Genomic DNA, 8,753 nt, shown 5'->3' on the forward strand with positions numbered 1-8,753 from the left:
CCATGACCTCCTCGAAGCGGGTGCAGTCGGCGGTGTTGCCGCCGGTGAGGACGAAGCCGAGCGGACGGCCGCGACCGTCGCACGCGAGGTGAATCCTTGTGGTCAGTCCGCCTCGGGATCGTCCGAGGGCGTGATCACATAATTCGTCCCCCCGCCCCGCCCCCTTTTGCGGGCACCAGCGGCGTGCTGATGGGCCCGCACGACCGTGGAGTCGATCGACACCAGCCAGTCGATGTCACCGGACGCGTCCTTCTCCGCCTGCACCGTGGCCAGCATCCGCGTAAACGTCCCATCCAGCGCCCACCTGCGGAAACGCGTATACAACGTCCGCCAAGGCCCGTACCTTTCCGGCACATCGCGCCACGCCGACCCCGTTCGCAGCTTCCATACGATCCCGTTCAGAACCCTGCGGTCATCCAGCCGCGGCCGCCCCGAAGACGACCGCGGCAGCAACGCGGACAACGCTTCCCACTCCAGATCCGACAGCTCATGACGACGCACCATGCCTCCATGATCCCCCATCAGAACCCTTTGAAGACACTGCCTAGCGGAAAGACCCCTTCTCCCGCTTCCGACTGCGGCTCGGCGTGCCGATGCTTCCCCCTCACGGACCTATGCAGGGCGGGGCGGTGGACAGAAAGTCCATCAACCTGAGGGGTACACGGCCAGGATCACACCGGCGGTAAACCTGCCGTCGCGGCTCAGCGACGAACGGCGATCTGCCTGAAGCTGGGCATGCCGAGTGCGACCGAGTTCCTCACTGCGGCGTTGTCGATCTGGGCGATCTTGTCGCTGGCGCCGGCCAGCCTGACGCGGAGCCCTTCGATCTCACCGAGCCAGCCTTCCCGCTCGGCTTCAGAGATCCGGCCGAGGAGATTTCAGGAGTGCTCGTGGACGTCCGGCATTGCGCCCCCGGGAGCATGCGGAGCGGGTGAGGTCGGCTGGAGGCATGATGTGGGGAGAGGCGGTTGGGTTCCTCAGGAGGTGCGTGATGCCGCGAAGTCACCACTTTCACCTCGATGCCAGGGGCCACTCGATGACAGTGAACATCCACAGTGAGCCTTTTCCATCCTCAGCGCGAGGTTCGAGAGAGAAGAGGCCTACGGCCAGGGCGCTGACGAGGATGGTGCTGGTTTCGTGCGTGATCTAGGTCGATAGCTGTCCTAATTGGGTTCTAGGGTCGTCACATCACGAAGAACCACAGGAGGGGACGAGACCGATGAGTCACACTGCACCCGAGGGCTACACCAGCGTTGCACCGTGGGTGGTCACAGACGACACCGGCGCGCTGCTCGACTTCGTCACCGCCGCGTTCGACGGCGAAGAGCTTGCACGGGTGCCGGTCGAGGACGGCACCATCGGCCACGGCGAGATCCGCGTCGGCGACACGGTTGTGCTGGCCTTCGACCGACGGCCCGACTGGCCGGTGATGCCCTCGCTGCTGCGGGTCTACGTCCCGGACGCGGACGCCGCCATGAAGGCCGCGGTCATGCACGGGGCGCAGGTGATCACCGAGGCCGCTGACAGCGCGTGGGGGGATCGCGGCGGCCGGGTGCAGGATCCGTTCGGGAACATCTGGTGGGTGATGAGCCGGGTCGAGGACGTCGCACCGGACCGGGCCTGGGAGCGCATGTCCGAGCCGAAGTACGCCGAAGCGATGCGCATGGCCCAGGAGACTCTGGATGCTGCGCTGAGTGGCCGGGAGTCAGGGGTGGCAAGCGCCCCGCAGCGCCCGACCCGCTGAGATCGGCTTCCGACCCGACCGCAGATGGCGGGAGTTGAGAGTCGACCGCGGTGCTTAGATGTGATGAAGCTCTTGACAGACGGGTTCTCGACCAAGATCACCCGTGCCGACGGGAGCTTCGTGCTGTTTGTCTACCCATCATCGATCGATCTGTCTGCCCGCACTCTGAGGCACCTGACCGGTCAACTTATTGCCCGGCGGCTGGAGGTCGGTACACGCTGGCGGCGCCTGACGGCCAGCCGTCAGGCGCTCCTCGCGCTGGCTCACCTGCGGTGCGGCGACACCTACGCCCAGCTCGCCACTGGATTCGGCATCGGGATCGCGACCGTACACCGCTACATCCGCGAGGTCGTCGACGTGCTGGCCGCCCTTGCACCGACCTTGACCGAGGCGATGAAGGAGGTCCGGACGAAGGCGTTCGTGATCCTGGACGGCACCCTGCTGCCGATCGACCGGATCGCCGCCGACACCCCGTACCACTCCGGGAAGCACAAGCGGCACGGCATGAACGTCCAGGTGCTGACCGATCCGTTCGGACGGCTGCTGTGGGCCTCGCCCGCACTGCCCGGCGCTGTCCACGACCTCACCGCCGCCCGCACCCACGGCATCGTCGACGCTCTGGCCGAGGCGGGCATCAGATGCTGGGCGGACAAGGCGTACCAGGGGGCCGGCCACCCCATCCGCGTCCCGTTCCACGGCCGTCGGCTCAAGCAGTGGCAGCACCGCCACAACAGCACCCACGCCAAGATCCGCTGTGTCGGCGAGCAAGCCATGGCGACGCTGAAGGGGGTCCAGCCAAGGTGAGATCAAAAGCCACAACGGCGGAATCGGAGTGGTCTGAGCCTGTGGAGACCGTCACCCGTTCGGCGCAAGGTCGTTGGTGTGACGACGGCTTGTGGCACCTGGGTGGGGTGGGGCGTGACCTCGATCGAGCGGACGGCGTATCCACGGTTCAAGCGGCTGATCACCGCGCGTGAGCTGCATCTGTTCTTCTCGCCGAGCCGGGCGGAAGCGGAGTGGGCGGCGGGTCGTACACAGTCGATTGGGCACCGGCTTGCGCTGTTGCTGATGCTGATGCTGATGCTGATGCTGATGCTGATGCTGAAGTCGTACCAGCGCATGGGGTGTTTCCCGAAGCTGGCGGAGATCCCGGACATGGTGGTCGACTTCGTGCGCCGCGCGGTGGAGCTGCCGGAGGGGACGCTGCCGGTGTACGCCTCGCAGCGGTCGGCCGAGCAGCACCGCGCCCTGGTCCGCAAGCGGCTCGGCACGAAGTCTTCATGCCGCTCGTCCCTTCCTGGTGACCAGGCGGCTCACCCGTCCGGTACGGGGAAACTCCTGGTCAAGTGCTCTCAGGAACTCTCACTGAGTTCTACGGACGCCCCCGGCTCCGCATCACTGGGGCGAAAGCTGGAGTGTGATCACCCGTCCACTCAGAAGCAGGTACTGAGTGGCACCCGTCCGCGCGGTCCAGCGCGACATCGGTTCCAGGCGATGCGCAGGATGAGGTTCCCGGGCGGGACGGGGGAGGCAGGAATGGTCCCGGCCACACCCCGATTGGAGTACTCATGCTCGGTCGCCGCGTGCGCGCCGCCACCAGGATCGGCCTTGTCGCAGCCGTGATGTGCCTGGCCACCCCCACGCTCACCGCCGAAGCCGCGGCCGTCAACAGTCGCACTGTGGTGCTGCCCCTGAACGGCACGTTCGAAGAACCCGGTGCCGAGCCGATCGACATCACCGGCAGTATCCGTGTCCGCGTCGTCACCCGGACCGAACCCGGCCGCGGCGGAACCGCGCACATCGTCAGCACCCTGCAACGCACCACCGGAACCGGGGAAGACACCGGCGCCACCTACCGCTTCGCCGGCACAGACGTCGCCTTCCGCACCTTTCCCCCCGTCCCGGTCACCCCGTTGGACATCAACCCCGTCTTCCTCAAATTCTGGCCGCCCACTCCGATCCTCCCGCCGCACCCCGTCCGGCCCGTCAACGTCGAGGTCACCCTCGCCGCCGACGGCACCATCAATGCCATTACCGCGGAAGTCGGCAACGGCTCGCCTCCCCCGCAGCCGTAGCACCGGACCGCGCCGCCCACCAGAAGCCGGGGCGGATTCGCTGCTCTACAGCCCGGATGCGGGATCGTCCATGGCCACGGTCCGCAGCGGCCGGTGTCCCTGCTCGTCGAGCTGGGCCAGTTCCTGCTCGTAGTCGACGGTGATGGAGCCGTAGTAGTTGACCACCGAGCTGCGGGCCGGGGAGATGTGCGCCAGGACCTCGGCGTCCACCTCGCGGCCGGCCCCGCGCAGTTCGCCGGCGGCCAGGCCCATGTACTCGGTGTGCCAGCAGACCACCGCGTTCGTCACCACCGTCAGGCACCACGCCTGCTCATTCTGCTGCTCGGGCTGACGGCGGGTGACCTTGCCCTCGCGGGCGTAGTGGAGCTGGCGCCGCAGCGCGCGTGCAGGGACTCGCCCTTGTTCAGCTGCCGGGCGATCTTGCGGCGGTAGCCCTCGTCCGGCAGGTACTTCGCCGCGTAGATCGTTCTGCGGATCGCCCCGTTTTCCTTGAGCGCGGCAGCCAGCGCGTTCTGCCGGGAGGACGCGGAGAGCTTGCCGACGATCAGGGAGGCCGTGGCGTGCCCGTACTTCAGCGATCCCGCCAGCCGCAGCAGGTCGTCCCAGTGGTCGGCGACCAGGTCGAGGTTGGCCTTCTTCGTCAGCAGCGGTCCTGCCTTCGGGAACCGCTCCTCGTAGTCGCTCTTGGCGCTGATCCGGTACAGGGTGATCTTGCCCAGGTCGCGGATACGTGGCGAGAGCTGTGCCGACCAGGTTGAACAGGCCGAAGTTGACCAGGGTGACGCCGTGCGTGTCCGTGGCGTGCTCGGTGATTGGCAGGTCGGTGGCGTTGCCCAGGATCTCGTCCAGGACGTAGTGGGCCTCGCGGTGCGTGGCCACGATGACCTTGGTGCCGAACGTGAAGTGCTGGTCGGAGACGTGGGTGTAGGTGGAGATGCCCTCGGACACGAAGTACTTGTTCAGGTGCCGGGCAGTGATCGACTTGCCCCGGGTGGGGAACCGCTGGCCGTCGGAGGAGGACAGGGTGCCGGAGCCGAACATCGCGGTCACGGTCCAGTACCGGCACATCGACGCGCTGTTCGGCGAGGCGGGCAAGAACGTCATCAGCTGGGACCTGATCGAGACGCACTTCCGCGACCTGATGCGGGTAGCGATCTCCATACGCGAAGGCACGATCTCCTCCACGCTGCTGCTGCGGCGCCTGCGCTCCCGCAAGAACGCCCACTACGCCGCGTTCCGCGAGGTCGGCCGCGTGATCCGCACCGTCCAGCTGCTGACCTACCTGTCGGACGCGTCCATGCGTCGGCGGGTGACGGCGGCGACAAATAAGGTCGAGGCGTACAACGGGTTCTCCGAGTGGCTGCACTTCGGCAACCGAGGGGTCATCGCTGACAACGACCCCGGCGAGCAGGAGAAGGCGATGAAGTTCAACTCCCTGCTCACGAACACGGTGAACTTCCACAACACCCTGGACATCGCTGACATCGTCCGCGAGCTCCAGGCCGAGGGCTGGAAGATCGAGCCGGAGGATCTGGCGGAGATCTCCCCGTACCTGACCGAGCACATCATGCGGTTTGGCGAGTACTCCACCCATGAGCTGGGCATCGCCCCCGAGGCGTACGAGGTGCATCTCGATGTCGATTTCACCCGGCTCGATGCCGAGGACGTGGCCGAGGCCGCCTGACGCGGCGGTCCCGGCCACGCGGTAGCAGTCAGCCGCCGCAGTCACGGCCAGGGCGGCATCCGCAGGCGTCGGCCTCAGCGCCGACGGACAGTACCGCGGCGGCGGGGGCCGCACAGCAGCCCTTGCCCTGCCAGGCGCCGCGGCCTTCCTTGACGGCGATGCCGTGACCGGAAAGGTTCGCCGGGTTGCTGCTCCCGGGTCGCCACGGCGTCGGTCCTCCGTCTGGTGGAAGCCCGCGCGCGGGCGAGGCCCGGACGTGCTCGGCTGAAGGCAGACATCACGCAGTGACGGCTTGGCCTCGCTCACCGACGACCATCCACGTGGGCTCCCCCTGGCACGGCGAAAGGAGCGGCGATGACCAGCCGCACAGTGCAGGACCGGCTGTTCATTGGCGGGGACATGGTCACGCCTGCCTCGGAAAACGTGATCGAGGTCATCTCTCCGGTAACGGAGGAGCGGGTCGGTACGGCTCCCTCATCGACGCCTGCCGATATCGACCGAGCAGTACGCGCGGCGCGCGCCGCCTTCGACGATGGCCCCTGGCCGCGCATGTCTCCACAGGAGCGCGCGGACGCACTGGGGCCGTTCGCCGATTACCTGCGCGCACGTGTCCCCGAGATCGCACAGCTCATCACCACAGAGATGGGCTCACCGATCAGCTTCTCAAACCAACTCCAGGCACCGGTTCCCGTGATGCTTCTGGACTACTACCGGGAACTTGCCGCGACCTTCCCCTTCGAGCAGGATCGAGCAGGTCTCAGCGGTCCCGCGCGGATCCTTCGGGAGCCTGTGGGCGTCGTGGGACAGATCGTGCCGTGGAACGCACCGCTCATCCTGACGATGGTCAATCTTGCTCCCGCCCTGATCGCCGGCTGCACCGTCGTGCTGAAGCCCGCGCCGGAGACCCCGCTGGACGCCTACCTGCTCGCCGACGCTGCCATGGAGGCTGGTCTACCCCCGGGTGTCCTCAACATCGTGCCCGCCCACCGGGAGAACAGTGAGGCGCTCGTGCGGCACCCGCTGGTTGACAAGATCAGCTTCACGGGCAGCTCCGCCGCAGGGCGGCGGGTCGGCGCGCTGTGCGGCGAGCAGTTCAAGCGCGTCACCCTCGAGTGCGGCGGGAAGTCGCCCGCCATCATCCTCGAAGACGCCGACATCGACAGCGTCGTGCCCGCCCTCATGCCGTACGCGATCATGATGTCCGGCCAGCACTGCCTGGCACAGACCCGGATCCTCGCTCATCGCAGCCGCTACCAGCAGGTTGTAGATGCGATCTCGCAATCAGCTGCTGCGCTGCGGATCGGCGATCCGAATGATCCCTCGACCGAGGTCGGCCCCCTGGTGGCCGAGCGCCAGCGGCGGCGGGTCGAGGAATACATCGCCGGCGGAAGGAAGGACGGCGCGACGATCACGGTCGGCGGCGGCCGGCCCGCGAGCCAGTCGAAGGGCTGGTACGTCGAGCCGACAATCTTCGCAGACGTCGATAGCTCCATGCGCATCGCGCAGGAGGAGATCTTTGGCCCGTGCTCGTCGTGATCCCATTCGACGACGACAACGACGCGGTCCGTATCGCGAACGACTCGAAATACGGCCTGTCGGGAAGCGTCTGGACCAACGACCTGGACCGGGCCATGCGCATCGCTCGCCAAGTACGCACGGGAACCTTGACGCTGAACGGGTACCGGATCGAGTTCGCCGCCCCCTTCGGCGGATACAAGGAATCCGGGATCGGCCGCGAGTTCGGACCCGAGGGCCTCAGCTCGTTCCTGGAGTACAAGACGATCAACTTGCCGGGTGGCACCGAACACCTAGCCTAAGGGCTGTCCCGTAAACGATCTCCGAGACGTCTCGGGCATGGCCGGCCGCCGTGCGGCCTGCTCGCCTATCCGGCGAGGGCGAGGTTGTGCATCCGAGCGATGCCGAGCATGGCGTGGTGGACGCCGTCGCCTTTGAGGCGGCAGTCTCGGAGGATCTTCCAGGCCTTCATGCGGGCGAAGACGTGCTCGACACGAGCGCGGACCTGCTTGTGGGACTTGTTGTGTTCCTCTTTCCAGGCAGGGAGTTTGGCCTGGCCTCGCTCGCGGCGATGCGGGATCACCAGCCCGGTGCCCGGATAGCCGCCGTCGGCGATCGTGAGTGTCCGGCCGACGGCGGCCTTTGCTCCAGACTCCTCCCACGCCTTGCAATCGTTGCGGTTCCCGGCAAGCGGCCGGCCGACCACGACGACCAGTCGGGTGTCGGCGTCGATGACGACCTGGTGGTTGGTGGAGTACCTGTAGTTCTTCGACCGCTCGGCGATGGTGTGGTCGCGGGTGGGGACCAGGGTGCCGTCCACGATGAGCACGGTGTCCTCGGCGAACCGCTTGCGAGGCTGGAGCGCGAGCATCGGCCCGAGGTGGTCGATGATCCGGTCCGCCGCCGACTTCGAGACCCCGAACAGCGGGGCGAGCTGCCTCATGGTCAGGTTCGTGCGCCAGTACGCCGCAACGAGCAGGGCCCGGTCCTCCAGCGGAAGGCTCCACGGCCTGCCCCTGCGGACAGCCTCCGCACCCTCGCGCCGCAGAACCGTCACCAGCTTGCCGAAGGCGCGAGGGCTCAGTCCCGTGAACGGGGCTATCCAGGACGGCTCGGACGCCGTGATCACACCAGCCACAGCAAGATCATTCCATTGTCGAGCTGCCGGCCGGGTCCTGCCCACAGCATGGAAATCAGGCGACCGGGCCTGGCGCATCGTCCAGGATGACCTCATGAGCCAAGACCTTGTGACGTTCCTCCACGCACGGCTGGACGAGGAGGCTGACCTGGCCCGACGGTGCGACGGTGACGGCTGCGGGGAGTGGACCGCTGACGGGCACACGGTCGACTTCTGCCAAGAAGAACTCTCCGGCTTCCATTCCACGATCACCCTGCACGTCGCGCTGCACGACCCCGCTCGCGTCCTGCGGGAGGTCGAGGCCAAGCGACGCGTGCTCGCCCGACATGTGCTCAGCCCTGCCACGGGCGACCCCGAACTACCGTGGGACAACCGCGATGACTGCCAGTACGACGGCGAGACCTGGCCATGCGATGACCTGCTCGACCTCGCGTCACCTTACGCCGATCACCCTGACTACCCCCGACACCCCTGAGGCGGAGATCGTTTACGGGACAGCCCTTACTGATCTTTTCGTAAGTTCAGTGGGTGTGGTGGCCGTGTGGGTGGGAGGCTGTCGGGGTGGCTTATCAACCTTCCTCTTCGGCTGCCGGCTCC

General features: G+C 67.1%; 7 protein-coding genes and 5 pseudogenes. 7 read left to right on the forward strand and 5 right to left on the reverse strand.

Features of this window, described 5'->3' with window-relative positions; genetic code table 11:
* Window positions 1-522 (reverse strand): annotated as a pseudogene (locus ACFWBN_RS39140) (IS5 family transposase); the annotation flags it as partial.
* 697 nt (window positions 523-1,219) lie between these two features.
* Between ACFWBN_RS39140 and ACFWBN_RS39145 the strand changes: the two are divergent.
* The 4 genes and pseudogenes from ACFWBN_RS39145 (at window position 1,220) to ACFWBN_RS39160 (ending at window position 3,819) form a co-directional block, all read left to right on the forward strand.
* Window positions 1,220-1,744, forward strand: coding sequence for a VOC family protein (locus ACFWBN_RS39145; RefSeq protein ID WP_385186463.1), 525 nt, complete (start codon window positions 1,220-1,222; stop codon window positions 1,742-1,744).
* Window positions 1,745-1,867: 123 nt separating this feature from the next.
* A pseudogene (locus ACFWBN_RS39150) lies at window positions 1,868-2,530 on the forward strand (transposase family protein); the annotation flags it as partial.
* 132 nt (window positions 2,531-2,662) lie between these two features.
* Window positions 2,663-3,367 (forward strand): DUF4158 domain-containing protein, encoded by a 705-nt coding sequence (locus tag ACFWBN_RS39155; protein WP_385186466.1) that lies wholly within the window; start codon window positions 2,663-2,665, stop codon window positions 3,365-3,367.
* Window positions 3,328-3,819 carry a hypothetical protein gene (locus tag ACFWBN_RS39160; protein WP_385186469.1) on the forward strand — a complete coding sequence of 164 codons (492 nt, stop codon included), beginning with the start codon at window positions 3,328-3,330 and terminating at the stop codon, window positions 3,817-3,819. Before ACFWBN_RS39155 ends, ACFWBN_RS39160 begins: the two co-directional genes overlap by 40 nt.
* A 45-nt stretch (window positions 3,820-3,864) precedes the next feature.
* Here the strand turns inward: ACFWBN_RS39160 and ACFWBN_RS39165 are convergent, their stop codons facing one another.
* Both ACFWBN_RS39165 and ACFWBN_RS39170 read right to left on the reverse strand, forming a co-directional pair.
* Window positions 3,865-4,197 (reverse strand): Tn3 family transposase, encoded by a 333-nt coding sequence (locus tag ACFWBN_RS39165; RefSeq protein ID WP_385186481.1) that lies wholly within the window; start codon window positions 4,195-4,197, stop codon window positions 3,865-3,867.
* Window positions 4,113-4,923 (reverse strand): annotated as a pseudogene (locus ACFWBN_RS39170) (Tn3 family transposase). The gene ACFWBN_RS39165 and the pseudogene ACFWBN_RS39170 overlap by 85 nt, the downstream one beginning before the upstream one ends.
* On the opposite strand from ACFWBN_RS39170, the gene ACFWBN_RS39175 reads away from it, so the two are divergent.
* Window positions 4,844-5,503, forward strand: coding sequence for a Tn3 family transposase (locus tag ACFWBN_RS39175; protein WP_385186472.1), 660 nt, complete (start codon window positions 4,844-4,846; stop codon window positions 5,501-5,503). The pseudogene ACFWBN_RS39170 and the gene ACFWBN_RS39175 overlap by 80 nt on opposite strands.
* A gap of 28 nt (window positions 5,504-5,531) precedes the next feature.
* On the opposite strand, the pseudogene ACFWBN_RS39180 reads toward ACFWBN_RS39175, so the two are convergent.
* Window positions 5,532-5,663, reverse strand: a pseudogene (locus tag ACFWBN_RS39180) (cation transporter); the annotation flags it as partial.
* Between the two features lie 194 nt (window positions 5,664-5,857).
* On the opposite strand from ACFWBN_RS39180, the pseudogene ACFWBN_RS39185 reads away from it, so the two are divergent.
* Window positions 5,858-7,320 (forward strand): annotated as a pseudogene (locus ACFWBN_RS39185) (aldehyde dehydrogenase).
* A 65-nt stretch (window positions 7,321-7,385) separates the two neighbouring features.
* On the opposite strand, the gene ACFWBN_RS39190 reads toward ACFWBN_RS39185, so the two are convergent.
* Window positions 7,386-8,156, reverse strand: coding sequence for a transposase (locus ACFWBN_RS39190; RefSeq protein ID WP_385186475.1), 771 nt, complete (start codon window positions 8,154-8,156; stop codon window positions 7,386-7,388).
* A gap of 94 nt (window positions 8,157-8,250) precedes the next feature.
* Here ACFWBN_RS39190 and ACFWBN_RS39195 point away from each other — a divergent pair, with 94 nt between their 5' ends.
* On the forward strand, window positions 8,251-8,631 hold the full coding sequence (locus ACFWBN_RS39195) for a DUF6221 family protein (protein ID WP_385186478.1): 381 nt from the start codon (window positions 8,251-8,253) through the stop codon (window positions 8,629-8,631).
* Window positions 8,632-8,753: the final 122 nt, after the last annotated feature.

This window comes from Streptomyces sp. NPDC059989, from assembly GCF_042736975.1.
Classification (GTDB): domain Bacteria; phylum Actinomycetota; class Actinomycetes; order Streptomycetales; family Streptomycetaceae; genus Streptomyces.